This is a genomic window from Mesorhizobium sp. M6A.T.Cr.TU.014.01.1.1 (genome assembly GCF_004022765.1).
Lineage (GTDB): Bacteria > Pseudomonadota > Alphaproteobacteria > Rhizobiales > Rhizobiaceae > Mesorhizobium > Mesorhizobium mediterraneum.
In genome coordinates this window covers 60,167-84,089 of sequence record NZ_RZPG01000023.1, presented here as the reverse complement: position 1 = coordinate 84,089, position 23,923 = coordinate 60,167, and the positions used below count along the sequence as shown (strand labels likewise).

24 protein-coding genes, 1 other RNA gene and 1 pseudogene are annotated in these 23,923 nt (G+C 62.0%); 14 read left to right on the top strand and 12 right to left on the bottom strand.

The genetic code is table 11. The features are described from left to right. The 6 genes from EN885_RS23985 to EN885_RS23960 all read right to left on the bottom strand — a co-directional run bounded on the left by EN885_RS23985 (position 1) and on the right by EN885_RS23960 (position 8,474). The gene (locus EN885_RS23985; protein ID WP_095487782.1) at positions 1–1,632 is read right to left on the bottom strand and encodes an ABC transporter ATP-binding protein; all 1,632 of its coding nucleotides are present in this window, start codon (positions 1,630–1,632) and stop codon (positions 1–3) included. Further along, positions 1,629–2,768 (bottom strand): ABC transporter permease, encoded by a 1,140-nt coding sequence (locus EN885_RS23980; protein ID WP_095487784.1) that lies wholly within the window; start codon positions 2,766–2,768, stop codon positions 1,629–1,631. The genes EN885_RS23985 and EN885_RS23980 overlap by 4 nt, the downstream gene beginning before the upstream one ends. Continuing rightward, complete coding sequence (locus tag EN885_RS23975) at positions 2,768–3,862, bottom strand: microcin C ABC transporter permease YejB (protein ID WP_095487786.1); 1,095 nt, start codon at positions 3,860–3,862, stop codon at positions 2,768–2,770. Before EN885_RS23975 ends, EN885_RS23980 begins: the two co-directional genes overlap by 1 nt. 30 nt (positions 3,863–3,892) lie before the next feature. Next, a complete protein-coding gene (locus EN885_RS23970) occupies positions 3,893–5,779 on the bottom strand; it encodes an extracellular solute-binding protein (RefSeq protein ID WP_128243313.1) in 1,887 nt (628 codons plus the stop codon). Then, positions 5,779–7,656 (bottom strand): extracellular solute-binding protein, encoded by a 1,878-nt coding sequence (locus tag EN885_RS23965; RefSeq protein WP_095487790.1) that lies wholly within the window; start codon positions 7,654–7,656, stop codon positions 5,779–5,781. Before EN885_RS23965 ends, EN885_RS23970 begins: the two co-directional genes overlap by 1 nt. 158 nt (positions 7,657–7,814) lie before the next feature. Further along, positions 7,815–8,474: a cytochrome c family protein gene (locus tag EN885_RS23960; RefSeq protein WP_128243314.1), complete on the bottom strand. Its 660-nt coding sequence runs from the start codon at positions 8,472–8,474 to the stop codon at positions 7,815–7,817. 193 nt (positions 8,475–8,667) lie between these two features. Between EN885_RS23960 and EN885_RS23955 the strand changes: the two genes are divergently transcribed. From EN885_RS23955 to EN885_RS23940, 4 genes are all read left to right on the top strand, one after another. Then, positions 8,668–9,396 carry a 3-deoxy-manno-octulosonate cytidylyltransferase gene (locus tag EN885_RS23955; protein ID WP_095487794.1) on the top strand — a complete coding sequence of 243 codons (729 nt, stop codon included), beginning with the start codon at positions 8,668–8,670 and terminating at the stop codon, positions 9,394–9,396. A gap of 28 nt (positions 9,397–9,424) precedes the next feature. After that, a complete protein-coding gene (locus EN885_RS23950; protein ID WP_128243315.1) occupies positions 9,425–10,288 on the top strand; it encodes a prephenate dehydratase in 864 nt (287 codons plus the stop codon). 395 nt (positions 10,289–10,683) lie between these two features. Beyond that, positions 10,684–11,475: a phytanoyl-CoA dioxygenase family protein gene (locus EN885_RS23945; protein ID WP_128243316.1), complete on the top strand. Its 792-nt coding sequence runs from the start codon at positions 10,684–10,686 to the stop codon at positions 11,473–11,475. Between the two features lie 143 nt (positions 11,476–11,618). Beyond that, a complete protein-coding gene (locus tag EN885_RS23940; protein WP_128243317.1) occupies positions 11,619–12,422 on the top strand; it encodes an alpha/beta hydrolase in 804 nt (267 codons plus the stop codon). 64 nt (positions 12,423–12,486) lie between these two features. Here EN885_RS23940 and EN885_RS23935 read toward each other — a convergent pair whose 3' ends face one another. Further along, complete coding sequence (locus EN885_RS23935) at positions 12,487–12,960, bottom strand: VOC family protein (protein WP_128243318.1); 474 nt, start codon at positions 12,958–12,960, stop codon at positions 12,487–12,489. A gap of 410 nt (positions 12,961–13,370) precedes the next feature. Between EN885_RS23935 and EN885_RS23930 the strand changes: the two genes are divergently transcribed. From EN885_RS23930 to EN885_RS23920, 3 genes are all read left to right on the top strand, one after another. Then, complete coding sequence (locus EN885_RS23930; protein ID WP_128243319.1) at positions 13,371–13,907, top strand: VOC family protein; 537 nt, start codon at positions 13,371–13,373, stop codon at positions 13,905–13,907. 394 nt (positions 13,908–14,301) lie between these two features. Continuing rightward, complete coding sequence (locus tag EN885_RS23925; RefSeq protein WP_128243320.1) at positions 14,302–14,814, top strand: isoprenylcysteine carboxylmethyltransferase family protein; 513 nt, start codon at positions 14,302–14,304, stop codon at positions 14,812–14,814. Between the two features lie 241 nt (positions 14,815–15,055). Next, a complete protein-coding gene (locus EN885_RS23920) occupies positions 15,056–15,739 on the top strand; it encodes a hypothetical protein (protein ID WP_206616843.1) in 684 nt (227 codons plus the stop codon). Between the two features lie 104 nt (positions 15,740–15,843). On the opposite strand, the gene EN885_RS23915 is transcribed toward EN885_RS23920, so the two are convergent. Together EN885_RS23915 and EN885_RS34740 are read right to left on the bottom strand one after the other, a co-directional pair. Next, the gene (locus EN885_RS23915) at positions 15,844–16,137 is read right to left on the bottom strand and encodes a Dabb family protein (protein ID WP_128243361.1); all 294 of its coding nucleotides are present in this window, start codon (positions 16,135–16,137) and stop codon (positions 15,844–15,846) included. Between the two features lie 60 nt (positions 16,138–16,197). Next, positions 16,198–16,281: pseudogene (locus tag EN885_RS34740) on the bottom strand (NADH pyrophosphatase zinc ribbon domain-containing protein); the annotation flags it as partial. Between the two features lie 66 nt (positions 16,282–16,347). Between EN885_RS34740 and EN885_RS23905 the strand changes: the two are divergent. Beyond that, the gene (locus EN885_RS23905) at positions 16,348–17,124 is read left to right on the top strand and encodes a hypothetical protein (RefSeq protein WP_128243321.1); all 777 of its coding nucleotides are present in this window, start codon (positions 16,348–16,350) and stop codon (positions 17,122–17,124) included. Between the two features lie 178 nt (positions 17,125–17,302). Here the strand turns inward: EN885_RS23905 and nudC are convergent, their stop codons facing one another. Then, positions 17,303–18,244 (bottom strand): NAD(+) diphosphatase, encoded by a 942-nt coding sequence (gene nudC, locus EN885_RS23900; RefSeq protein WP_128243322.1) that lies wholly within the window; start codon positions 18,242–18,244, stop codon positions 17,303–17,305. 37 nt (positions 18,245–18,281) lie between these two features. After that, a complete protein-coding gene (locus tag EN885_RS23895) occupies positions 18,282–18,701 on the bottom strand; it encodes an HIT family protein (RefSeq protein ID WP_128243323.1) in 420 nt (139 codons plus the stop codon). A gap of 252 nt (positions 18,702–18,953) precedes the next feature. On the opposite strand from EN885_RS23895, the gene ffs reads away from it, so the two are divergent. The 3 genes from ffs to EN885_RS23880 all read left to right on the top strand — a co-directional run bounded on the left by ffs (position 18,954) and on the right by EN885_RS23880 (position 21,420). Further along, positions 18,954–19,050, top strand: an RNA gene (gene ffs / locus EN885_RS23890) — signal recognition particle sRNA small type. A 104-nt stretch (positions 19,051–19,154) separates the two neighbouring features. Next, a complete protein-coding gene (locus EN885_RS23885) occupies positions 19,155–20,993 on the top strand; it encodes a DNA polymerase III subunit gamma/tau (protein WP_128243324.1) in 1,839 nt (612 codons plus the stop codon). 103 nt (positions 20,994–21,096) lie between these two features. Then, entirely contained in the window at positions 21,097–21,420 is a 324-nt protein-coding gene (locus EN885_RS23880; RefSeq protein ID WP_128243325.1) for a YbaB/EbfC family nucleoid-associated protein, read from the top strand. Between the two features lie 42 nt (positions 21,421–21,462). Here EN885_RS23880 and EN885_RS34735 read toward each other — a convergent pair whose 3' ends face one another. Further along, positions 21,463–21,594 carry a hypothetical protein gene (locus EN885_RS34735; protein ID WP_281035156.1) on the bottom strand — a complete coding sequence of 44 codons (132 nt, stop codon included), beginning with the start codon at positions 21,592–21,594 and terminating at the stop codon, positions 21,463–21,465. 21 nt (positions 21,595–21,615) lie between these two features. Between EN885_RS34735 and EN885_RS34330 the strand changes: the two genes are divergently transcribed. From EN885_RS34330 to recR, 3 genes are all read left to right on the top strand, one after another. Continuing rightward, positions 21,616–21,852, top strand: a complete 237-nt coding sequence (locus EN885_RS34330) for a hypothetical protein (RefSeq protein WP_245493134.1) — start codon at positions 21,616–21,618, stop codon at positions 21,850–21,852. A gap of 131 nt (positions 21,853–21,983) precedes the next feature. Next, a complete protein-coding gene (locus EN885_RS23870) occupies positions 21,984–22,889 on the top strand; it encodes a cell wall hydrolase (RefSeq protein WP_095487817.1) in 906 nt (301 codons plus the stop codon). A gap of 288 nt (positions 22,890–23,177) precedes the next feature. After that, positions 23,178–23,783 (top strand): recombination mediator RecR, encoded by a 606-nt coding sequence (gene recR / locus EN885_RS23860; RefSeq protein WP_095487818.1) that lies wholly within the window; start codon positions 23,178–23,180, stop codon positions 23,781–23,783. Positions 23,784–23,923: the final 140 nt, after the last annotated feature.

Below are 23,923 nucleotides of genomic sequence, written 5' to 3'. Positions count from 1 at the left end.
TCACTCGCTGACGATGCCGACCGGCGCCGTCTCGATCCTGAACGCGGCCGAGATCAGCGCCTTGGTATAGTCGGTCTGCGGCCGTTCGAAAATCTGTTCGGAGGGGCCGGCCTCGACGATCCTGCCATTGCGCATGACGATGACGTCGTTGGCAAGCGCGCGGATGACCTTCAGATCGTGGCTGATGAACAGATAGGCGAGGTCGTGCTTCGCCTGCAGGCTGCGCAGAAGGTCGACCACCTGTGCTTGCACGCTCATATCGAGCGCCGAGGTCGGCTCGTCCAGCATGACGAAGCGCGGGTTGAGCACCATGGCGCGGGCGATGGCGATGCGCTGGCGCTGGCCGCCGGAAAACTCATGCGGATAGCGATTGCGCGTGGCGGGATCGAGCCCGACTTCTCCGAGCACATCGACGATGCGCTTATCACGTTCATCGGGCGACAGTTTCGGCTCGTGGATCTTCAGCCCTTCCTCGATGATCTCGGAGACCGACATGCGCGGGCTCAAGGACCCGAACGGATCCTGGAAGACGATCTGCAACTCGCGCCGCAGCGGCCGCATGGCGTTGAAAGTCAGCTCGTTGATGTCGCGCCCGTTGAACCGAATGGTCCCGGTCGAAGAGATCATCCTGGCCAGCGCCAGGCCGAGCGTCGTCTTGCCCGAGCCGGATTCGCCGACGACGCCGAGCGTCTGGCCGGCGCGCACGGTGACGTCGATGCCGTCGACCGCCTTCACATTGTCGACGGTGCGCCGAAAAAAGCCTTTCTTGATCGGAAACCAGACTTTTATGTCCTGGCCCGTCATCACAGGCTTGGCGGCAGCGTTGGCCGCCGGCGGCTTGCCCTTCGGTTCGGCGGCAAGCAGATGCCGCGTGTAGCTATGCTGCGGATTGGCGAAGATATCTTTCGTCGGTCCGGTCTCGACGATCTTGCCTTTTGTCATCACGCAGACCCGGTCGGCGATCTTTCTGACGATGCCGAGATCGTGGGTGATGAACAGCATCGACATGCCCTTGCGGCTTTTCAGCTCCGCAAGCAGTTCGAGGATCTGCGCCTGCACGGTGACGTCGAGCGCGGTTGTCGGCTCGTCGGCGATCAGCAGCTCCGGCTCGTTGGCCAGCGCCATGGCGATCATGACACGCTGGCGCTGGCCGCCGGAAAGCTGGTGCGGATAGGCGTCGAGCCGCTTCTCCGGCTCGCGGATGCCGACCTCGTTGAGCAGCTCCAGGGTGCGCGCCTTGGCTTGCCGGTCGCCAAGACCTTGGTGCAGCGTCAGCACCTCGACGATCTGTTGCTCGATTGTGTGCAGCGGGTTGAGCGAGGTCATCGGCTCCTGGAAGATCATGGTGATCTTGTTGCCGCGCACGCGGCGCAATGCCTTCTCGTCGGTGGCGAGCAGGTCGGCGCCCTGGAACAGGATCTTTCCCGACGGATGGCTGGCGGCCGGATAGGGCAGCAGCTTCAGCACCGACAGGGCCGTGACTGATTTGCCGGACCCGGATTCACCGACCAGCGCCACCGTCTCGCCCTTGGCGATGTCGAAGGAGATGTGGTCGACAGCCATCGACTGGCGGCTTTCTTGCACGAAGGCGACGCTGAGATCGCGGACGGAGAGGAGAGGGGCTTCGCTCATCTGAACGTCTTGCGCGGATCGAAGGCGTCGCGGGTCGCCTCGCCGACGAAGACCAGCAGCGACAGCATCAGCGAGATGACGACGAAGCCGGAAATGCCCAGCCATGGGGCGTTGAGGTTGCGCTGCGCCTGCTTCAGCAGCTCGCCCAGCGAGGCCGAGCCGGGCGGCAGGCCGAAGCCAAGGTAGTCGAGCGAGGTCAGCGTCGAGATCGAGCCGCTGAGCAGGAAGGGCAGGAAGGTCAGCGTCGCCACCATGGCATTGGGCAACAGATGCCGGAACATGATGGTGCCGTTGGGCACGCCGAGCGCGCGGGCCGCATTGACATATTCGAAGTTGCGGGCGCGCAGGAACTCGGCCCGCACGACACCGACCAGCGCCACCCACGAGAACAGCAGCATCAGCCCGAGCAGGATGAAGAAGCCGGGCGGCAGAATGGCGGCGACGATCAGCAAGAGATAGAGCACCGGGATCGCCGACCAGATTTCTATGAAGCGCTGAAATAGAAGGTCGGTCCAGCCGCCGAAATAACCCTGCAATGCGCCGGCCGTCACGCCGATCAGCGCTGATCCGGCGGTGAGGATAAGGCCGAACAACACCGAGACCCTGAACCCGTAGATGACTCGCGCCAGCACGTCGCGTGCCTGATCGTCGGTGCCCAGCCAGTTCCAGTTGCCGACGACGCAATTGGGGTCGGCGGCACCTTGCGGATACTGGTTGCAACGTGTCTTGGCATCATAGAGCCAGGACGGCTTGGTGGGCGCTGCCTCGGGAATGGCGTTGTTGACGGTCCGGTAGGAGTAGCGGACCGGCGGCCAGATCATCCAGCCATGGGCATTGATCTCGTCCTGGATGACCGGGTCGCGATAGTCGGTGACCGCATAAAAGCCGCCGAACTTCTCCTCGGGATAAGCGACCACGACCGGAAACAGGATCTCTCCCTTGTAGGCAACGAGAACCGGTTTGTCGTTGGCGATCCATTCGGAAAACAGCGACAGCACGAAAAGCACGAGGAAGATCCATAACGACCAATAGCCGCGCCGGTTGGCCCTGAAATTCTGCAGGCGCCGCTGGTTGAGCGGCGACAGCCAGGGTCGGGCAATCCGGTCCGGCGTCGTTTCGACTGCGGCCCCGGCCATCAGACGTCTCTCCGCTCGAAGTCGATGCGCGGGTCGACCCAAGTGTAGATCAGGTCGGACAAGAGCCCGACAATCAGGCCGAGAAGCGAGAAGATGTAGAGATTGGCGAAGACCACCGGGTAGTCGCGCTCGACCACCGACCTGAAACCGAGCAGGCCGAGCCCATCGAGCGAAAAGATGTTCTCGATCAGCAGCGAGCCGGTGAAGAAGGCCGAGATGAAGGCGCCCGGAAAGCCGGCGACGACGATCAGCATGGCGTTGCGGAACACGTGTCCGTAGAGCACCTGCCGTTCCGACAGGCCCTTGGCGCGCGCGGTCACCACATATTGCTTTCGGATTTCCTCGAGGAACGAATTCTTGGTCAGAAGCGTCGTGGTGGCGAAGGCCGACAGCACCAGCGCCGTCAGCGGCAAGGTCATGTGCCAGAAATAGTCGACGATCCGCGCCGGCCAGGACAGCTGGTCCCAATTGTCGGAGGTGATGCCGCGCAGCGGAAACCAGTCGTAGAACGATCCGCCGGCAAACAGCACCATCAGCAAGATGCCGAACAGGAAGCCCGGAATGGCGTAGCCGACAATGACGACGCCGCTGGTCCATATGTCGAATGTCGAGCCGTCCTTGACTGCCTTGCGGATGCCGAGCGGGATCGAGATCAGGTACGACAGAAGCGTGATCCACAGCCCGATCGAGATCGACACCGGCATCTTCTCCAGGATCAGATCGATCACTGAAATGTCGCGGAAATAGCTGTCGCCGAAATCGAACCGGATGTAGTTCCACAGCATCATGCCGAAGCGCTCGAGCGGTGGCTTGTCGAAGCCGAACTGCTTTTCCAGCTTGGCGATGAATTCGGGGTCGAGCCCTTGCGCGCCGCGATATTTCGAACCGACGTCGCCGGCCACGTCGACATTGCTGCCGCCCGCGTCGCCACCGCCGCCGCCAAGGCGGTCGCTGCCGCCCTGGTTGGTCAGCCTGGCAATGACCTGCTCGACCGGCCCGCCCGGCGCGAACTGGATGACGGCGAAGGAGATAGCCATGATGCCGAACAGGGTCGGGATCATCAGCAGGATGCGGCGCAGGATATAGGCGCCCATCAGGCTCTCTGTCTTGCTTGAGCGAAAATCTCAGGCTTTGCCAATCGTTGCCGCCTTATCCTTGTCGAACCACCACAGCGCCTCGACCGGAAAGCCGAAATCGGGCTTCTGCTCGGGAAAGCCGAACATGTCCCAATAGGCGACTCGGTGATTCGCGAGATGATATGTTGGAATCCAGTCTAGCCGCGCGCGCAAGACCCGATCGAGTGCTTTGAGCGCTGTGACCAGCTCGATCCGGCTCTGCGCCTTGCCGGCTGCCTCGATCAGCGCGTCGACGGCTTTGCTTTCTGTACCGGGATAGTTGCGCATCCCCGGCATTTTCGCCATCCGGGAGTCATAGAGGATTTCCAGGCCGTCGGCAGTCGGCGTCGCCCCGATCGACCATCTGAACATGTTGAAATCGAAATCGAAATTGCTCTGCCGCGCTTCATATTGCGTCGAATCGACCTGCCGGATCGAAGCGTCGATCCCGATCGCCTTCATATTCTCGGCCCACGGGGAGAAAAGGCGGACGATGCCATCGTCCTCGGCCAGCATTTCCACCCGCAGTCGCTCGCCCTTATCATTGACGACGAAATTGCCCGCTCGCTTCCAGCCGGCTTCGGCAAGCAGTCTCGAAGCCTCACGCAGCAGCTTACGGTCGTGACCCGAACCGTCGGAGACAGGCTGCATCACCGGTTCGCTGAAGGTTTCCGGCGGCAACTCGGCTCGGAACGGCTCCAGCAGGGCCAATTCCCCGGGCGTGGGCAGGCCCTCGGCCTTGTAATCCGACTGTTCGAAGTTCGAGTGCGAACGCTCGTAGGCGCCGTAAAACAGAACCCGCTTGGTCCATTCGAAATCGAAGCAACTGGCGATCGCCCGTCTCACGCGCACATCACGGAATTGCGGACGACGCTGGTTCAGCGCGACAGCCTGCATGTCCGGCGTTTTCTCGCCGGGAAATTCACGTTTGATGACCCTGCCGTCCTTCAGCGACGGAAAGTCGTAGCCGGTCGCCCATACCCGTGCGGTAAATTCCTCGCGAAAATGCGTGTCGCCCTTTTTCAAGGCTTCAAACGCTGCCTGGCGATTGATGTAAAAATCGATACGGATGCGGTCGAAGTTGTAGACGCCGCGGTTCACGGCCAGATCGCGGCCCCAATAGTCGGCGACACGTTCATATTCGATGGTCTGTCCGGCCGCTACGCGCCCTATTTTGTATGGTCCGGAACTGAGCGGCGGTTTCAGCGTTGAGGCATCGAATTCGTTGACCGTATAAAAGGCTTTGGACACGACCGGCATTGCGACGATCGCAAGGATATTCTGCGCCGACTGTTTGCCGTTGAAGGTGAGGTTGAGGGTAACCGGATCGACCGCGACGGCTTCAGTCATATGCCGCAACGCTTGGGAAAGGTTCGGATGGCCTTTGTCTTTGTAAAGTTTCAATGCGAAGGCGACGTCCCCAGCGGTCAGTGGCGAGCCGTCGTGGAAGCGCGCTTGCGGTCGCAGGCTGAAGCGGAAGCCATTGCGGTCCGGCGATAAGGTAACGGATTCGGCAAGCAGGCCATAGACCGCATCAGGCTCATCGAGTGCGCTTGCCATCAGCGAATCGAAACAGAGTTCGGTGCGCGGCGGCGAATCCCCCCTCAACACCAGGGAATTCAACGTGTTGAACGTCAGAAAGCTCTGGTTGAAGGTGGAGTTCGGCGGTGCGAAATTCATCTGGCCGCCCTTGGGGGCGTCCGGATTGACATAGTCGAAATGCGTGAAGTCCGCGGGATATTTAAGGTCGCCGAAGGCCGACAGGCCGTGCAGCTTTACGCCGGTCGGGATGGCGGCGAAGGCCCGGCCTGGCAGCAGCGCTGCCGCCGTGGCCGCGGCGCCCAGAGCCAGAAAGTCGCGGCGGGCCAGAGAGTCGCGCCGGGGGAGCGCCGCCATCAATTGCCACTCTTGTATTTTGCCGCCAGCGCCTTTTCCTTGTCCGCGTCGATCCACCAGGAATTCTGATCGACGCCGCTATAGGCCGGTTGCTTTTCCGGGATGCCGAACTTGTTCCAATAGGCCATCCAGACCACCGACCGATGGTGTTGCGGCACGACATAGTAATTCCACAGCAGCACCCGGTCGAGCGCATGGGTGGCAGCAACCAGATCGTCGCGATCGGTGGCGAAGATGACGCGGTCGACCAGCGCATCGACGACCGGGTTCTTGATGCCGGCATAGTTGCGGGATCCAGGCGTGTCGGCGGCCTTCGAGCTCCAGAAGTCACGCTGCTCGTTGCCTGGCGAATCCGACTGTCCCAGCTGCGATATGGTGACATCGAAATCGAAGTTGTTGACGCGGTTGACGTACTGGGTCTGGTCGATCAGCCGCAGCGTGGCGTCGACACCGATCTTGCGCAGATTGGCGATGTAGGGACTGGAAAGGACCTGGTCGGTGTCGTTCCAGCCGAGGATTTCGAACTTGAACGGCTCGCCCGTCTTGGCATTCACCATTTTGCCGCCCTTGATCACCCAACCGGCCTTGGCGAACAGATCGACCGCAGTCTTCAGATACTTACGCTCCGCCTGTGGCGAATCGTAGACCGGCAGCTTGAATTCCTGGGTGAAGATTTCGGGCGGCAGCTTGTCGCGATATTGCTCAAGGATCTCCAGTTCCTTGCCCTGCGGCAGTCCGCTCGATGCCAGTTCGGTGCCTTGGAAATAGCTTGATGTACGGGTATTGGAACCGAAGAACAGCGTGCGGTTCATCGACTCGAAGTCGAGCGGGTAAGTCAGCGCGGCGCGCACCAGGCGATCCCTGAACAACGGACGTCTCGTGTTGAGCATGAACGCCTGCATCGGTTCGGGTGAGGCGGTCTTGAATTCCTTCTTGATGACGTCGCCAGCCTGGACTGCCGGGAAATTATAGGCCGTGTTCCAGCGCCTCGAACTGTTTTCCGGCTTAATGTCATCCAGCCCGCCTTTGGTGAAGGCCTGCCACGCCGCATTATCGTCGAGAAAGTAGCTGAAACGCTGGGTGTCGAAGTTCTCCCGGCCGATCTTCACCGGCAGCTTGGCTGCCCAATAGTCGGGCACGCGCTGCCAGATGATTTCCGAGCCCGGCTTGAAGCTGGCGATCTTGTAGGCGGCGGACCCCAGCGGCGGCTCCAGCGTCGGCCTGGTGACGTCGCGCTTCTTTCCATTGGCGTCGGTACCTTCCCACCAGTGCTTCGGCAGCACGACGAGATCGCCGATGATTTTCGGCAACTCCCGATTGCCCTTCTGGCTGAAATGGAATTCGACTTCGCGATCCGAGATCGCGACGGCATCGGTGACATTCTCGAAATAGCGACTGTACATCGGGCTGTTGGCCTTCAGCACCTGAAACGACCAGATGACGTCGTCGGTGGTGATCGGCTGGCCGTCGTGCCACCTGGCCCGTGGATCCAGGCGGTAGGTCGCCGAGGAATAGTCGTCCGGATGTTTGTAGGCGTCGGCGATCAGCGGATGGCTGACGCTGCCCTCGTCGGTCGCCTGCTCCATCAGCGTGTCATAAAGCAGCCCGCCGCCGAACTGTGTGAAGCCGGCTGCCGGCGAACCCTGGACGATATAGGGATTGAAGCTGTCGAACGTGCCGAGCACCACCAAATTCAGCGTGCCGCCCTTCGGCGCATCGGGATTGACGTAGTCGTAGCGCTGGAAGTTGTTGCCATATTTGGATTCGCCGATCAGCGACGAGGTGGTGCGCCATTCGTCCGCGAAGGCTGCCTGCAGGCCGCCGGCAAAAGCCGCCATAACCAGCACCGATCTGAGAAACGTTCGGCCAACCGTCATGCCTTCTCCTCTTTGCGATAGCTATCAGCAGACAATCTAGATCATTTGACGCCTATGAAAACCGAGACAGGCCGGCTTTGTCGCCGCAGATGCGCTTTTCCCATTAAAAAAGCCGGGCTGAGCCCGGCTTTCCCAAAGATATGTCCATGACAATTGCGTTATTGCGCCGGTGCTGGTGCGGGAGCAGCAGGGGCTGGTGCAGGTGCTGCACCCTCTGCAGGCTTTGCCGGCGCTGCACCCTCGGCGGGCGCGGCCGCTGAAGCGCCAGGCGTCGGCAGTGGCTTCGGATTGTCCGACAGCGTGCGCAGATAGGCGATGACGTTGGCGCGGTCCTCATCCTTCGGCAGGCCGGCAAAACCCATAGCCGTGCCCTTCACGTCCTTCTTGGGCGACAGGAGGAAGTGGTCGAGGTTCTCGTAGGTCCACTTCTCCGCGCCGGCCTTCGAATATTCCTTCATGCCAGCCGAATAGGCAAAGCCCTCGTGAGAGGCCACTGGACGATCGACGACGTCCCACAGATCGGGGCCGACCTTGTTAGGCCCGCCCTTTTCGCCGGAGTGGCAGGCCTGGCACTTCTTGAACACGGCGGCACCCGCCTCGACATTGGCGTTGGCCAGGAGGTCGGCGATCGGCTTGGCTTCTGCCGCCGGGGCTGCCGGGCCGCCCTCGGCAGGCTCCTCGGTCGCCTCGATGGCGAAGCCGGGTTTTTCCGGTGCGGGGGAGGCGAACAGCGCATCGGACACGATGCCGACGGAGAACACGACGAACACGGTTCCGAGCAGCCCGCCGATCAGCTTGTTGATTTCGAAAGAGTCCATACGCCCCAGGCTCCCTTTTCCGGCGGACCGATCCGTCCACTCCGTCCGTCGGTAATCGTGAACCACCCCGCGAGGCGGTCAAATCGGGCGGAAACTAGGTCTTTTGCTCTGGCGTTGCAACACCTATAAGGGCGCTTCCAGTGAGACCTTTTGCCACTTTTCCCATCCTCTTTTTCGAACGCTTCGTCACCCGATGTCCACGCTCATCCTCATCCCGGCCCGCATGGCCTCGACCCGCCTGCCGGGCAAGCCGCTGGCCGACATCGCCGGCGCTCCGATGATCGTCCACGTCGCCCGCCGCGCCGCCGAGGCCGGGCTTGGCCGGGTGGTGGTCGCCACCGATACGCAAAGCGTGGCCGAAGCGGTGCGTGCGCACGGGTTCGAGGCGGTGATGACGCGGGCGGATCACGAATCGGGCTCCGACCGCATCTTCGAGGCGCTGGCCACGCTGGATCCAGGGCGCAAGGTCGAAACGATCGTCAATGTGCAAGGCGACCTGCCGACCATCGATCCCGAGATCATCAATGCCGCGCTGAGGCCTTTCGAGGATGCGACGGTCGACATCGCCACGCTCGGCATCGAGATCGTCCGCGACGAGGAAAAGACCAATCCGAATGTCGTCAAGATCGTTGGCTCGCCGCTGTCGGAGACACGGCTGCGGGCGCTCTATTTCACCCGCGCCACGGCACCTTGGGGCGAGGGGCCGCTCTATCATCACATCGGCCTCTATGCCTATCGCCGCTCAGCGCTCGAACGCTTCGTCGCGCTGAAGCCGTCGCCGCTGGAACGGCGCGAGAAGCTCGAGCAGTTGCGGGCGCTGGAGGCCGGCATGCGCATCGACGCCGAGATCGTGCAGTCCGCGCCGTTCGGCGTCGACACGCCGGACGACCTCGAACGCGCCAGAACCATCCTTTCAACCTGAGACATTTGGTCAACCCGAGACATTTGGCATGCCTGAAAAAACCAACAGAATATCCTTCCAGGGCGAGCCGGGCGCCAATTCAGACACCGCCTGCCGCAACATGTTCCCTGATATGGAGCGGTTGCCGTGCCCGACCTTCGAGGATGCCTTCAACGCGGTCGAGACCGGCAAGGCCGACCTCGCCATGATCCCGATCGAGAACACGATCGCCGGCCGCGTTGCCGACATCCACCATCTCCTGCCGGAATCGAAGCTGCACATCGTCGGCGAATATTTCCTGCCGATCCATTTCCAGCTGATGGTCTTGCCGGGCGTCAGGCGCGACGAGATCAAAACCGTGCACAGCCACATCCATGCGCTCGGCCAGTGCCGCAAATACATCCGCAAGAACGGCTGGAAGCCGGTGGTCGCCGGCGACACGGCGGGTTCCGCCAAGCTGGTCGGCGAGGTGAAGGATCGCACCATGGCGGCGCTTGCCCCGGCGCTGGCCGCGACGCTCTACGGGCTCGACATCATTGAGGAGAATGTCGAGGACACCGACAGCAACGTCACCCGCTTCGTCGTGCTGACCAAGAACAGGCAATGGGCCGACCGCCCTTCCGCCGCCGCCAAGATGATGACGACGTTCATCTTCCGCGTCCGCAACGTGCCGGCCGCGCTCTACAAGGCGATGGGCGGCTTCGCCACCAACGGCATCAACATGACCAAGCTGGAGAGCTACCAGCTCGGCGCCTTCACGGCGACCCTGTTCTATGCCGATATCGAGGGCCATCCCGACGATCCGCTGGTCAAGCTCGCGCTCGACGAGCTGCGCTTCTTCTCGCGCGAAATGCGGATCCTGGGTGTCTATCCCGCCAGCGAATCGCGCGAGCAATGGAAGGTGGCGGATTAGCTCCCTTCTTTGAGCACGATCTTTTCCGAAATCCGATATCACGCGAGCCAAGGAAATAGGGCTCGATGCGCTTGAGCTGAGCCTTGAGCCCGAATTTATCAGACATCGGCAGGTCCTCCTGCCGCACTTGAATCACGATGTCACGTCAGATGGTATGCAGCCCAGCCGAGGGTCGGATGCGCGGACCTAGCGGCCGCTCATACGACGGGCCTTGTTCGGGATGCCCTATGTCCTGCGCATCTTGATTCCGCCCTCCGCCTCAGTATACGTTCCCATCATGATGTTCATGTCCACATTCTTCCCCCTGATCTGAGCGGCCCAAGTCGTTCCGGCGCATCCGCGCCAATCAGATCAAGACGGCTGCGCTGACGCGATGGCCGAACGGAGAATGTGTAATGCCCAAAACCGAGCACATCGGCCTGACCTCGCATCAGGTCCAGAACTTCATCGACGACGGTTTCGTCAAAATCGAAAATGCCTTCAGCACCCACCTTGCAAAGCAATGCAGGGACGAGCTGTGGGCGGATATTGGTCTGTCGCCAGACGAACCCGAAAACTGGATTCATCCAGTTGTTCGGGTGGGGTTCAAGGCTTCGCCCCCATTCGTTGAAACCGCCAACACGCCGATCCTGCACAAGGCCTACGTTCAACTCGTTGGTGAGGATCGCTGGATTGCGCCCAAAGCCCTCGGGACCTTTCCGATCCGCTTTCCCTCACCAGAGTCACCTGGTGATGATGGCTGGCATGTGGACATGAGTTTTGGCGACGACAATCCGGATTTCATGGAATGGCGTGCCAATGTGAAGAGCAGCGGACGCGCATTGCTGATGCTCTTCCTGTTCTCGGATGTTGGCCCGGATGATGCGCCCACGAAGATACGGAAAGGTTCGCATGCCACCATTGCGAAGGAGTTACTGCCCTATGGCGACGCGGGCGCGACGCTCAGGCAGATCTCTGCCAATGGCTACGCTTCTACAGAAGATTGCGAGGTTGAACTGGCAACTGGCGCGGCAGGCACCGTCTATCTGTGCCACCCATTCCTCGTTCATGCCGCTCAACCTCACCGAGGGGAGCGGCCGCGCTTCATGGCACAACCACCGCTGCTGCCGAGGGGTGAGTTTGACCCGGTTTTGGCGCCGTCGCCGGTTCAGGTCGCCATCCGTCAGGCTTGTGGGCTAACGCTATAGTCAGACAACACCCGGGACCGCCGAACGGTCCCGGGTACTCCAAAAGACCACGGGCTCGGAGCCGTCGTCCGATTCATCGAGGGCTCTGCGGCATCCCGACGTGGCGCCTTGCCAGGTGATGAGCGCCAGGCGACATTCCTGCGATGTGGCTTCTAAAACTGACGCTCGCAGTCGCTGGATTGTATGCGGCCGTTGTCACCGTCGCGTATGTGCTTCAGTCCTGGCTGATCTTTCCGGCCGGCTTTGCGGCTTTCGGACCCGATCTGCCGGCCGGGGCCCGCCATGTCGAGCTGGCGACGGAGGATGGCGAGCGCGTCGTTCTGGTACGCCTGCCGCCAAGACAGGCGGAGGCCACACCACGCCCGCTCCTGCTGGGGTTCGCCGGCAATGCCTGGAATGCCGACGCACTTGCCCTCATGCTGCACCAGCTATTCCCCGAACATGAGGTCGCTGCGCTGCACTATCGCGGATATGCGCCGAGCAGCGGAAGCCCTTCGGCCTCCGCCCTGTTCGAGGACGCCCGACGCGCCCATGACCACCTGGCCGCCGATGCCAAAGCCGGCATCGTCGCCATCGGCCTTAGCCTCGGCGCTGCGGTTGCGGTCGATCTGGCGACAGTCCGGCCCTTGCGCGGCATTGTCATGGTGACGCCCTTCGACTCGCTGAAGGAACTCGCCGCTCACCACTATCCCTGGCTGCCGGTGCGCCTCTTGCTGCGGCACCGCATGGAAGCGGCAGAATCTCTGCGCGACCTCGATGTGCCCACAGCCGTCATCACTGCCGAGAACGACACCATCGTTCCCGCGGCACGCTCGGCACCTCTGCGTGAGGCCGCCCGTGATCTGCGCAGCCACATCGCTATAGCGGCTGGCCACAACGACCTCTATGGCCATCCCGACTTCGCCGGCGCGCTACACGCCTCCGTTGCGGCGGTCACGCACGATTGACGAGCACTGGGCGGTGAGCGGACAAGCTCTGGCAGCAATTTGGCCGCAAATCGCGAGCGGACCGTCAACCGCGCCGCGCCGCCTCGATCGCGGCGACGTCGATTTTCCTCATGGTCATCATGGCATCAAACGCGCGCTTTGCTTCGTCGCCGCCAGCCGCCAGCGCTTCAGTCAGTACGCGTGGGGTGATTTGCCAGGAAACGCCCCACTTGTCCTTGCACCAGCCGCACGCGCTCTCCTGGCCGCCATTGCCGACGATGGCATTCCAGTAGCGGTCGGTCTCCTCCTGATCGTCGGTGGCGATCTGGAACGAGAAGGCTTCGTTGTGCTTGAAAGCGGGACCACCGTTGAGGCCGAGACAAGGAATGCCCGCAACTGTGAAGTCGACCGTCAACACGTCGCCCTCCTTGCCGGCTGGGTAGTCACTGGGTGCACGGTGCACCGCACTCACCACGCTGTCAGGAAAGGTCGCGGAGTAGAAGCGGGCGGCAGCCTCGGCGTCCTTATCGTACCAGAGGCAGATCGTATTCTTCGCCATTGCGGGTTCCTTTCGCCTTGAAGCCAAGATTTCGACCTTGTTTCCCCATCCCCTCCCTTCCGAAATAGGTAGCCAAACGCTTTTCTCCACCCCGGAAGCGTCCGGCCCGCCCCGGCGATCGCAAAGGGCTGCTTACCCTTAGCGTCGCGGTCCGCATTGGGTGGACAGACATTCTCGTTGTTTCCCAAAGCGGACTTTCGCGCGATGACCGGAGTTGGCCCTTTTTGCACACCATCACGGGCCGACCGGCCATGTACACGACAGGCGGGTCGCGGAAGGTGTTTCAATTGAAAGCAGACTCCTGCCCTCCTGAAATCAGAATGTAACGTCCTCCGCGAATTTTCGCCCCGCCGTCGTCCGCATCGGATCGACGAGCGGACGGAATTTGAGTCAGCACGGAGTTTGTCACCATGACTACGAAGAAAACAGGCAGGCCGACCGGGCCACGGATCGTCGGTCTTCGCCACGTCGGCATGGTCGCCGAAAACCCGGCTGCGCTCGCACGATTTTATGAGGATGTCCTCGGCCTTCAGATGGTCGGCGGCAGTGGCGAAGAAAACCCATTCGGTGCCACTGCATTCCTGAGCAGCGACCCGGCCGAAGACTCCCATCAGATCGCGATCTTCACCAATCCTGCCTTGCGCCACATCGCTTTCAAGGTCGGCACATTGGCCGATTTGCGCGCCGCTTACATGCGCATCGTCGACATGGGGCTGCCGATCAAGATGGCCTTCAATCATGGTGTATCGCTTGCGTTCTATTTCGAAGACCCTGAGGGAAATCTCGTCGAAGTCTACTGGGCGACCGGCATGGCCTTCGACCAGCCTTACGGGGATCCGCTCGATTTGACGCTGCCCGAAGAGGCCTTGCGGCAGGAGGTCGAGCAACTGGTGCGGCAGGCGAGTGAACAGGTTTCGCTATCTCCGTCGTCGGCGTCCACGTCATAGCGCGGAGCGGTCGCTCCTTCATCCCTCCTACCATTCAATTCTCACGCCTGACGAGGAAATAGTAATGACGACACCGCTACCGCGGACGCGTACTGCTGGCTTGCGCAGATCGGACTGATCGATAAGGCGGCTCTGCCGATCCTCGGCACGACGCAATCGCGCGCGCTGACCGATGTAGCCGCGCCGCTCAACGCGCTGATTTCCTCCTCCGCGCGTTTCGCGCGGCCAAGAAGAGACAGGTGACAACCGGCAACGGGATCGCCGCGAAAGGGGCCGATCGGCGTGGCGGCTTACGGACTGAGAGTCGCCAGCCGGATATTATCGCCGTGTGGCGGCACCGCTGCTACGACGGTAGCTTCCGACGCGGTGGAACTTGTGATTGGAATGCGTCCGCATGCTTATCTTGTTCATCATCGCAGCCATTGTCTTTCGCATCGTGATGCTTGCGATCTCGGTGCGAAATGAAAAGGCGCTGCGACAGAATGGGGCCATCGAGTACGGCTCGCGTAACTCGCGCTGGCTCGCCCTGGCCCACGTTGCCTTTTACATCGCAGCTTCGATTGAAGGCCTTGCTCGACCGACGTCTCTCGACCTCGTCACGATCATCGGGCTAGTCCTGTATGGCTTCGGTGCCGTGATGTTGCTGGTCGTCTCGTTTCTGCTTGGTCGCCTCTGGACGATAAAGCTAATGATCGCCCGAGACCATGTGCTGATAACGCACCCTCTTTTCCGGTGGGTTCGCCATCCGAACTATTATCTCAACATTCTCCCCGAGCTCTTTGGCTTCGCGCTTACGCTGCACGCCTTTGTCACTCTTGTGGTCGGCCTGGCGATCTACGCAGTGCCGCTCGGCATCCGCATATTCCAGGAGGAAAGGGCGATGCGCAAGCACTTCCCTGGCTACTGACAGACTGATGCCGTCTGCTGGTTAGAGCGCTTCAGCATAGCCAGAGGGAATTATCAACTCAAAAAAAGCTGATGTATTTCAAATGAAACAATCAAGACATAACACGTAAACATTGGGGTGGTAGCCAAGCTGGCCTCGGGACGTGGAGCGTAAGTAAGTATGTCTATTTACAGACTCACTTTCTACGTCAGCAAAATCCGAGATATTTCGTGGAAGCCTAGGAATACAGGAGAGCATCCAGATGGCATCAAGATCAGCAACCTTGGTCGCGTCTGCAATCGCGATCATAACTACCACCACCGACGCCCCGGCCGCTCCGCTGACACCGGCGGAGGCAGCGCGGATCGACGCATCGTCGTTCCCCGCGCCCGGCGAGCCGAGCCTTGCCGAAATCCGCCATGCAACGGAGCGATTCCGCAACGTCAACGTCGCGCTCGCGGAGGGCTACATCCGCGATCCTGCCAACATGTGCGAGACCGCCGAAATGACGGGACAGCCGCAGAAATTAGGGGCTATGGGCCTCCACTACTTTCGCCCCGATATGCTCGGCATCACCGCTCCGCCCAACCCGCGCGTCGACGGCACCGGCACGCACACGGACTTCGGCAAGCCCGCGGTCCTCGTCTACGAGCCGCAGGCCGACGGATCGCTCGAGTTGATCGCGGTGGAGAATCTCGTCTTCGCGAAAGCGTGGAAGGAAGCCGGCCACGACGCCCCGCCTTCCTTCTACGGCGTTCCCTGGGACACCATGATCGACGACCCGGCGACGCCCGCGGATGAGGCGCATAACTTCGAGCCGCATCACGACCGGCACGTCTGGCTCTATCGAGAAAACCCGAACGGCATCTTCGCCCAGTTCAACCCGCGGGTGACCTGTGAGCACCACAACCCCGGTGCGTCCCACCAGCATGCGTCAGGCCAGTAACAAGCGGCGACCCGGCTCACCTGCCGTTCGGCTCGCGCCGAGCGGCAGGTGAGCCGGGCGTCGTCTGGTCGAACTTGCTCGTTCAGAGCGATTGGATTTTGGTCCTACCCCAGCGGCTCGTAGTCGATCTCGAGAAACGCCTCGACCTCTGGGATCCAGCGGTCGCGGACGAAGGCGACATGATCAGGATGGTCGTTGTAGCGGGAATAGGCGGCCTGGTCGGCGAACTCCATCGAAAAGCCGAAACGATAATCGTTCTTCGGGCTGACCTGCCGCAACTGCTCGAACTTTTCGACGCCCGATATCGCCGCGAGCACTTTCGCATCAGTGAGGAATTTCACCTCCTCGGCCGAGTTCTCCCTGTGCTTCAGCCTGAACACCACAGTGTGACGGATCAATTTCTGCTCCCCTATAGCGTTTACGCGCTGTCGGCCCAGGCGCGGATCAGGTGATGGGCAAATGATCGCCACCGGGTCGGTGCGCGGAAAATGCTCGGTGCCGCAGGCCGGGCAGTGTCGCTTGTAGCCGCCCACCCGCATTTCGACTAGGCGAAAAAGCCATCGAAATTCAAACAGCGCAGTTCGATAGCCTTCTTTCCAAAGCCATGGATGCAGACGCAAGCAACGGAATTCACCCATCCGTATGCCATCCGTAAGTGCGCTTCTCGCATGGTCGTGCGGGCACAATTCACTGCTCGGAGGTTCACCATGCATGACGTTTCATCTTCTCATCTCTCAGGCAGCATTTCGCGAGACATGTTTGTTTCTTTCGTCCGCGACCTGCTGGGCAGCTATCCGAATCCAGACGAACCGCAGCCGCGAGGTCCCTGGGATCCAATCATCTTTGCCGCCTTGCAGCGAATGGCATGGTTCGGTCCACATCCGGAACCCTGGCACTCGCTGTTCGGGTCGGGTCCATCGGCTCGGTGGTCCACGGCGCTGTTTCACGTCATCGCCCAGCGGCATCCTGAACTGTGGGATATCCTTGGCGGCCCCCTGTTTCGGGTGGCGCTCAATCCGCAGCCGCTACCGCCCCGCATCGCCTTCGCCGCCGCTCTGGCCGACGGGTTGATCGAGCGCGCAGCGTCTGCTCAGGAAATCGCGGACTGGCTGCCACAGCAGGGGGAACAGCGCGGCATCATCATCGTCAGCGGCCGTCTCCTGCAGTACGTCGACGAGCTTTGCGGCAACGGCCTCAGGCTCAAATTCCCTAAGCCCGTTCCACCGCCGCCGTGGTGGCAGGAGCAGTTGAGTGGCGCCGACCTGGCGGCAATGGGCGTCCGGTTCGAGAGCGCGGCAGCGCAGGTTGTCAACGAGGCGCTCGGAGGCGCATTCCGTCAGGCCGGCGTCAAACTTATTCAGACCGGGCTATCGAAGTTCCAATAGCGGCAGACGAGCGATCGCTGTGGCCGACCTGCAGCATTCTTGCTCGGATTGAAGTGTTGTGGTGGGGCGGATTTGGGTCAGGGTCGAGGGGTTCGGTGCAGTTGCAATATCGCTGCAACCGCGCCGAAGCCCGAAGGCTCTGACCCAAATGGCCCAGTCATTTTGGTCCCACAAACCTTTACGCGCTGTCGGCCCAGGCGCGGATGAGGTTATAGGCGATCGCCCCCTTCGGCGGCGTGACTAGGCCGCCCGGATGCTCGCGAGCCAGCATCGAGAGCACCTCGTCGCGAAAGAACCAGCGGCAGTCTTCCAGCTCGTTGAGGTCGGCCTGGATGTCGTCGTTGAGCGGTTCGCCGAAGCAGCCGATCATCAGCGAATAGGGAAACGGCCAGGGCTGGCTGGCGTGGTAGACGACCCGGCCAAGCCTGATGCCGGCTTCCTCCAGCGTTTCACGACGCACCGCCGCCTCGATCGTCTCGCCGGGTTCGATAAAGCCGGCAAGCGCCGAATACATGCCCGGCGCGAAATGCCGGCCGCGGCCAAGCAGGCATTTTTCGCGCGTCGCGGTCAGCATGATCGCCACCGGGTCGGTGCGCGGAAAATGCTCGGTGGCGCAGGCCGGGCAAAGCCGCTTGTAGCCGCCGGCCCGCATTTCGGCTTCGGTGCCGCATTTGCTGCAGAAGCGATGGCTCGCATGCCAGGCGAGCAACGCTGCCCCTTGCGCCATGGCGCCGGCCGCCGCTTCGTCGATCAGCCCCTGCATATAAACCGAACGATAGTCGATGGCCTTGATCGTCTCCGGCAATTGTTCGGGATCGATCCCAGCCGGCACGGCGAGCACCGGGCCGCTGTCGGAAAAACCGAGCAGGACGCCATGGTCGAGCGACGCCTGGAGCGGCTGGCTTTCCCCGGCGCCGAACCAGGGGTCGAAGCCGCCACCAATGAGCTTCAGATAGAGACGCCCGCCATGCATCAGCAAAAGCCTGGCCGAGGGATCGGCGAGAGCCATTTCGACGGAATCGTCGGCGCGATTCTCGGATTGCCGGTCGATCACATTGCCGGCGAAGCCGACGAACTGGCTCGGCTCGCGCAAGGGCGCGTCAAACAGGCGGAAGCTCATGGGAGACTCTGGATTTCAGGATGGACACGGGACAGGCTTATAGCGCCGCCTTTATCTGTTGCGCAAACCGGCGCAGGTCCGGGCGCTGGTAGGGCTCGCGCATGCCGTGGCCCCACACCGGGCCCGGCCAGCCGGGATCGCCTTCCGAACGCGCGATGACATGGACATGCAACTGGCGCACGATATTGCCGAGTGCGCCGGTGTTGATCTTGGTGCAGCCAGTCACCCTCTTCAGCGCCTGCGCCACCATATTGGTCTCGAAGGTCAGCATCGCCTGGTCGAGCGGCGTCAAATCGTGGATTTCCTCCACACCCGGTCGCTGCGGCACCAGAAGCAGCCACGGCCAGCGGCGATCGTTCATCACCCGCAACTCGCACAGCCCGAGCCACATCAACTGTTCGCTGTCCGTCTCCAGACGAGCATCCAGCGTGAATCCGGCCTTGAGGCCCGGCAACATCGGCGTTTCCTTCGCTTTTGTAGTGTTTTTTAAACGTCATGAACGCTAAAGCGGCTGCCGGGGGGCCGCAAGAGGGCGGCAAGCGAATCATTGCTCCGTGACGGCAGTTATGCTATTGATTTGGGCATGGTGCTGATTTGCGCCGATGACCCGCCCCCCGAGGCGGTTTTTTTGTTTCAGCTTTCGGCGTTACCCCTGCTGATTGATCCTGCGCACTTGCATTTCATCGCCGAATTGCCGATATGGAAAGCGGGAGGTTGGTGGTGGACGGTCCACTCGCCAACCGGGTCAGGTCCGGAAGGAAGCAGCCCTAACGAGCCCGGAACGGGTCATTGTTCCAGCCTCCCGCCTCTTCGCCTTTCTCCCGCGACATTGACGGCGCCAAGCCCTGCGGGCGAAACTATGCGCAGGAATCGGCCGCCTCCAGCGGCGGCCTTGGAGCTTTACGGGCGAATGAGCGAAGCCGGAAATTCGGGAACGGAAAAGGCCGCCGCCTATCGCGTTCTGGCGCGCAAATACCGTCCTGCGAATTTCTCCGAACTGATCGGCCAGGAGCCGATGGTTCGCACCCTCACCAACGCCTTCGCCACCGGCCGCATCGCCCAGGCCTGGATGCTGACCGGCGTGCGCGGTGTCGGCAAGACGACAACGGCGCGCATACTCGCGCGGGCTCTGAACTACAAAACATCGACCGTCGACCAGCCTTCGGTCGATCTTGCCGTTCCGGGTGAGCACTGCCAGGCGATCATGGAAGGCCGCCATGTCGACGTCATCGAGATGGACGCTGCCTCGCACACCGGCATCGACGATATCAGAGACATCATCGAGCGCGTGCGCTACGCGCCGGTGTCGGCGCGCTACAAGGTCTACATCATCGACGAAGTGCACATGCTCTCGACCCAGGCCTTCAACGGCCTGCTGAAGACGCTGGAAGAGCCGCCGCCGCACGTCAAATTCATCTTCGCCACCACCGAAATCAGAAAAGTTCCGATCACCGTTTTGTCGCGCTGCCAGCGCTTCGATCTCAGGCGTATCGATGCCGGCGCGCTGGTCGCGCATCTCTCCTCGATCGCCGCTAGGGAAGGCATTGCGGTCGACGACGACGCGCTGGCGATGATCGCCCGTGCGGCCGAAGGCTCGGCGCGCGATTCGCTGTCCATCCTCGACCAGGCGATCGCCCATGGCAGCGGTACTGTCAGTGCAGAGGCGGTGCGCGCCATGCTCGGGCTGGCCGACCGCGCCCGCATCGTCGACCTGTTCGAATATGTGATGAAGGGCGACGTGGCGGCCGCCTTGGCCGAGTTCCGCAACCAATACGATACCGGCGCCGATCCGGCCGCGGTGCTGACCGACCTTGCCGAGTTCAACCACCTCGTCACGCGACTGCGCTTCGTGCCGACTGCCCTCGATGACGCCTCGCTGTCCGAGGACGAGCGCCGGCGCGGCGCCGACTTCGCCAAGGCGCTGTCGGTCAGGGTAATGTCGCGGACCTGGCAGATGCTGTTGAAAGGCATTCCCGAGGTGCAGTCTTCCAATCGGCCGGTCAGCGCCGCCGAAATGGTGCTGATCCGGCTGGCCCATGCCGCCGACTTGCCGACATTGGACGAGGCATTGAAATCGCTGGAGGGCGAAGCATTGGTGCCGAACGGCGCGCCACGCTCGAATGGTGCGCCCGCAAATACTGGCCCGGCAAGTCCCGGCCCAGCAAGTGCCGGTAATGGCGGCGGCGCCAGCGCCGTGGCCCAGACGCGGATGCCGACGGCCAATGGCGGCGCGCAGACCATGCGGCTGGTCGAGCCCGAGCCGATGCCTGCAGCCTTCGTTCCCGCGCCGGCGCCGGAGCCGGTTGCGGATGCGCCGCCAGTGCCGGTGAAATCGCTGGCCGATATCGTCGCGCTTGCCGACGCCCAGCGCGACATGGCCTTCAAGGTGCTGGTGAAGCGCTGCGTGCGCTTGGTGCGCATCGAGCCGGGCCGCATCGACGTCAGCTTGACCGATGACGCGCCGAAAATGCTGCTCAACGATCTGACCGCCAAATTGCGTGCCTGGACCGGCCGCAGCTGGCTGGTGTCGCTGTCGAAGGAAGAGGGCGGTCAGACGCTGGCCGAAATGGAATCGACCAAACGCGAAAACGCCCTCCTCGATGCCAAGAGCGACCCGACCGTCGCCGCCATCCTGGCGCGGTTTCCCGGCGCCAAGATCATCGACGTGCGCATTCCCGACGCACCGGAAGCCGATGCGGTCGAGGCCGAAGTTCCGGTCGAGCCGGCGGCGGACGACGACGAAACCTAGAGCATGATCCCGAACCGAAGGTCAGCGAAGCAAAAAGTGGGAACCGGTTTTCGGAGAAGATCATGCTCAACAACAAGCAATAACAATCGTAGAGGACCACGCGATGAAAGATCTTCTCGGCCTGATGGGCAAGGCGAAGGAAATGCAGGCCAAGTTCCAGGCCATGCAGGACGAGATCGCCACGCTGGAAGCCACCGGGCAGGCCGGCGGCGGCTTGGTCAGCGTGACGCTGACCGGCAAATTCGAGATGAAGTCGCTGAAAATCGACTCGTCTCTGTTCAAGGAGGACGAGGTCGAGATTCTGGAGGATCTGCTTCTCGCCGCCCACAATGACGCCAGGGCCAAGGTCGAGCAGATGATGCAGGAAAAGACCCAGGCACTGACCGCGGGACTGCCGATACCACCGGGAATGAAGCTGCCGTTCTAGATCTGAGCTTTAGCGTTCAGCGGCGCCATGACCAAAGAGCCATCAGCCAGGTTGATAGAGCAGCGCCTCCGAAACAGGATCTATGAGATCCTGGAAATCCTGGCCGACTGCGATGCGGGCGTGAATCTCGTTGGAATCAATGGCTATTTCAATCTCTTCGACGATTTCCTCCATCGTCCGTCCATCGAATCCGGCATGTCCGTCCTGTCGAAGGATGAACGTGCCATCGTGCTGGAAATCGCCCATCTTCTAGAAGAAGCCTGCGTGGCTATGCCCGATTTCACCAAGGCTGAGTTCGTCGAAAGCGGCTGGCCGCGGCAGATTGCGCCGAAAGCGACGGTCGCACGGATGCTGTTCCTGCAACGCGGGCTGTTTTCGGAGGAGTTCGATGAGGCCGAACCCGGGCAACGGTTCGTGCCGTCAGCCAGTTAAATCTGCCCTCTATCGGGTGTGTCTGTTCTGCCACTTTCCGCTTAATAACGCTTTAGCCATCTTTTTGCCTGAAAGTGTCTCATTCTTGCCGCAGCCTGGGCGGGCTGGCAGCAGAAACGAGGGGATACCTGTTGATCTCTACCCGATGGAAGATGCCGTTGTTGCTCGGCGTCGTCACGTCTCCGCTGTTTTTGGCCGCCTGCAGTCAGACCACCTCGCATGGCCTGTCCGTGGCCAGTCTGACCGATGCCGTCAGGTCCCGGCCCTCCAGTCACACAGCGAAGGACAAGGAGTGCCTCCAGCGCGCGATGTTCTTCGAATCCAACCGGTCGAGCCGTGACGGCATGATTGCCGTTGGCACCGTGGTCATGAACCGGCTGCGCTCCGGCAAGCACGGCAACACCATCTGTCAGGTGGTCGGCGAGCGCGGGCAGTTTGCGCCGGGCGTGATGACACGGCGGATGAATTCGAAGGCGATGCCCGATGTCGAGGAGGCCGCCGAGGCGGTGCTCAAGGGCGAGCGCAAGGCCAAGCTGAAGAACACGATGTTCTTTCACACCGCCGGCCTGCGCTTCCCCTACAAGAACATGCACTACACGATGGTTGCCGGCGGCAACGCCTTCTATGAAAAGCGCGGCCGGAACTGGAAGCCGCTGCCGGACGAGCCCACGGTCGCGGTGGCACAAGCCACGCCGCGGGCGCCGGCGGCCACCGCTCCGGTGACGCTCGTCGCCTCCGCGGCGCCGGTTCCCAAAGCAACACCCGCCAAGGCAACCTATGTGACCGCGATCGCATCGCAGCCGGTAAAGCCGACTCTGGAGAAGGTGACGCCACAGAAGGCGACCCTTGTTGCGATGCAAGAACCGATGCAGGAGCCGGACGCGGCCCGTTTCGGCGGCACGGCCGACACCCGGCCTGTCACCTCGTTCCCGGCCGCGTCGGCCGAGCCGACAATGGCGTTTGAATCGACCCCCGAGAACACCGACGCCATCGGTGCGATGATCGCCGGCCAGACCCGGCCGCTGGAAGAAAACTGAGGCGGTCGACGTCGGCGCCGCCCCTCATCTGGCTGCCATCTTCTCCCCGTATTAGTGACGGGGAGAAGGACGCTCTCGTCGATGATTTCGCCAATCGTCAGCCTTGCAGGAAGGGTGCCGAGGTCGCGGTCTGCCCTTTCTCCCCGTCACTATACGGGGAGAAATGCCCGGCAGGGCAATGAGGGGCGGCGCAAGCCGACGCGATTGTCCCGCAGCAGCGTCGTTGCGTTGAACATCACCCGCCGCTGCGGTGTTTCAAAACCCATTGAAAAATCCTAAACCGATGCGATGTCGAAGCGAATCGCCGGTCCCGAGATCGAACGCCTGATCCAGCTCCTGGCCAAGGTGCCGGGGCTCGGTCCCCGTTCGGCCAGGCGAGCCGCACTCCACCTCATCAAGAAGAAGGAGCAGCTGCTGGCGCCGCTCGCCGCCGCCATGAGCGAGGCGGTCGACAAGGTGCGCATCTGCTCGACCTGCGGCAATGTCGACACGTCCGACCCCTGCATGATCTGCACCGATCCGCGCCGTGACCCCGGCACGCTCATCGTCGTCGAGGACGTGGCCGACCTGTGGGCGCTGGAGCGGGCGGCCGCCATGAATGTCCGCTACCACGTGCTCGGCGGCTCGTTGTCGCCGCTCGACGGCATCGGCCCCGAGCAGCTCAACATTCGCTCGCTGGTCGACCGCGTCGCCGGCGGCGAGGTCAAGGAGGTGATCCTCGCCGTCAACGCCACGGTCGAGGGCCAGACCACCGCGCACTATCTCACCGACCAATTGTCCGGCTTCGACATCAAGGTAACGCGGCTGGCGCATGGCGTGCCGGTCGGCGGCGAGCTCGACTATCTCGACGAAGGCACGCTGGCCGCGGCGCTGCGCTCGCGTACGGCGTTTTGAGGCGATTGGGGGAGGGGTATTCTTGAGATGATTGCATTCTTTCGCGCCCCTCTCTGTCCTGCCGGACATCTCCCCCACACGGGGGGAGATCGGACGTCACGCCGGCTTTCGCTAACCTTCAACGCTGGAGAAAAGCTGCC

Coding starts and splice junctions, on each gene's coding strand:
- EN885_RS23985 (WP_095487782.1), bottom strand. CDS start 1,632: ATGAGCGAAGCCCCTCTCCTCTCCGTCCGCGATCTCAGCGTCGCCTTC.
- EN885_RS23980 (WP_095487784.1), bottom strand. CDS start 2,768: ATGGCCGGGGCCGCAGTCGAAACGACGCCGGACCGGATTGCCCGACCC.
- EN885_RS23975 (WP_095487786.1), bottom strand. CDS start 3,862: ATGGGCGCCTATATCCTGCGCCGCATCCTGCTGATGATCCCGACCCTG.
- EN885_RS23970 (WP_128243313.1), bottom strand. CDS start 5,779: ATGGCGGCGCTCCCCCGGCGCGACTCTCTGGCCCGCCGCGACTTTCTG.
- EN885_RS23965 (WP_095487790.1), bottom strand. CDS start 7,656: ATGACGGTTGGCCGAACGTTTCTCAGATCGGTGCTGGTTATGGCGGCT.
- EN885_RS23960 (WP_128243314.1), bottom strand. CDS start 8,474: ATGGACTCTTTCGAAATCAACAAGCTGATCGGCGGGCTGCTCGGAACC.
- EN885_RS23955 (WP_095487794.1), top strand. CDS start 8,668: ATGTCCACGCTCATCCTCATCCCGGCCCGCATGGCCTCGACCCGCCTG.
- EN885_RS23950 (WP_128243315.1), top strand. CDS start 9,425: ATGCCTGAAAAAACCAACAGAATATCCTTCCAGGGCGAGCCGGGCGCC.
- EN885_RS23945 (WP_128243316.1), top strand. CDS start 10,684: ATGCCCAAAACCGAGCACATCGGCCTGACCTCGCATCAGGTCCAGAAC.
- EN885_RS23940 (WP_128243317.1), top strand. CDS start 11,619: ATGTGGCTTCTAAAACTGACGCTCGCAGTCGCTGGATTGTATGCGGCC.
- EN885_RS23935 (WP_128243318.1), bottom strand. CDS start 12,960: ATGGCGAAGAATACGATCTGCCTCTGGTACGATAAGGACGCCGAGGCT.
- EN885_RS23930 (WP_128243319.1), top strand. CDS start 13,371: ATGACTACGAAGAAAACAGGCAGGCCGACCGGGCCACGGATCGTCGGT.
- EN885_RS23925 (WP_128243320.1), top strand. CDS start 14,302: ATGCTTATCTTGTTCATCATCGCAGCCATTGTCTTTCGCATCGTGATG.
- EN885_RS23920 (WP_206616843.1), top strand. CDS start 15,056: ATGGCATCAAGATCAGCAACCTTGGTCGCGTCTGCAATCGCGATCATA.
- EN885_RS23905 (WP_128243321.1), top strand. CDS start 16,348: ATGCAGACGCAAGCAACGGAATTCACCCATCCGTATGCCATCCGTAAG.
- nudC (WP_128243322.1), bottom strand. CDS start 18,244: ATGAGCTTCCGCCTGTTTGACGCGCCCTTGCGCGAGCCGAGCCAGTTC.
- EN885_RS23895 (WP_128243323.1), bottom strand. CDS start 18,701: ATGTTGCCGGGCCTCAAGGCCGGATTCACGCTGGATGCTCGTCTGGAG.
- EN885_RS23885 (WP_128243324.1), top strand. CDS start 19,155: ATGAGCGAAGCCGGAAATTCGGGAACGGAAAAGGCCGCCGCCTATCGC.
- EN885_RS23880 (WP_128243325.1), top strand. CDS start 21,097: ATGAAAGATCTTCTCGGCCTGATGGGCAAGGCGAAGGAAATGCAGGCC.
- EN885_RS34735 (WP_281035156.1), bottom strand. CDS start 21,594: ATGGAGGAAATCGTCGAAGAGATTGAAATAGCCATTGATTCCAACGAG.
- EN885_RS34330 (WP_245493134.1), top strand. CDS start 21,616: ATGTCCGTCCTGTCGAAGGATGAACGTGCCATCGTGCTGGAAATCGCC.
- recR (WP_095487818.1), top strand. CDS start 23,178: ATGTCGAAGCGAATCGCCGGTCCCGAGATCGAACGCCTGATCCAGCTC.